The following is a 284-nucleotide window of genomic DNA, read 5'->3' on the forward strand; positions in this document are numbered from 1 at the left end:
GTAAGCGCGAGCCAAAGTGCTTCAGCTTCAGCATCTAACGACCAGAACTCAGCTTCTATCTCAGCAAGCGCGAGCCACTCTGCGTCAGTATCAGCTAGCCAATCAGCTTCAGCTTCAGTATCTGCAAGCCAAAGCACTTCAGCATCAGTATCTGCAAGTGAATCAGCTTCAGCTTCTGTAAGCTCAAGTCAATCAGCTTCAGCATCTGTATCAGCTAGCCAATCAGCTTCAGCTTCAGTATCTGCAAGTCAAAGTACTTCAGCATCAGTAAGCGCGAGCCAAAG

General features: G+C 48.2%; 1 protein-coding gene. It reads left to right on the top strand.

Annotated features, from left to right (window positions below; all coding sequences use genetic code 11):
- The coding region (locus tag B7705_RS00200) for a hypothetical protein (protein WP_142358210.1) at positions 1-284 on the top strand (284 nt) is incomplete at both ends.

Source organism: Streptococcus oralis subsp. dentisani, from assembly GCF_002096685.1.
Classification (GTDB): domain Bacteria; phylum Bacillota; class Bacilli; order Lactobacillales; family Streptococcaceae; genus Streptococcus; species Streptococcus oralis_AD.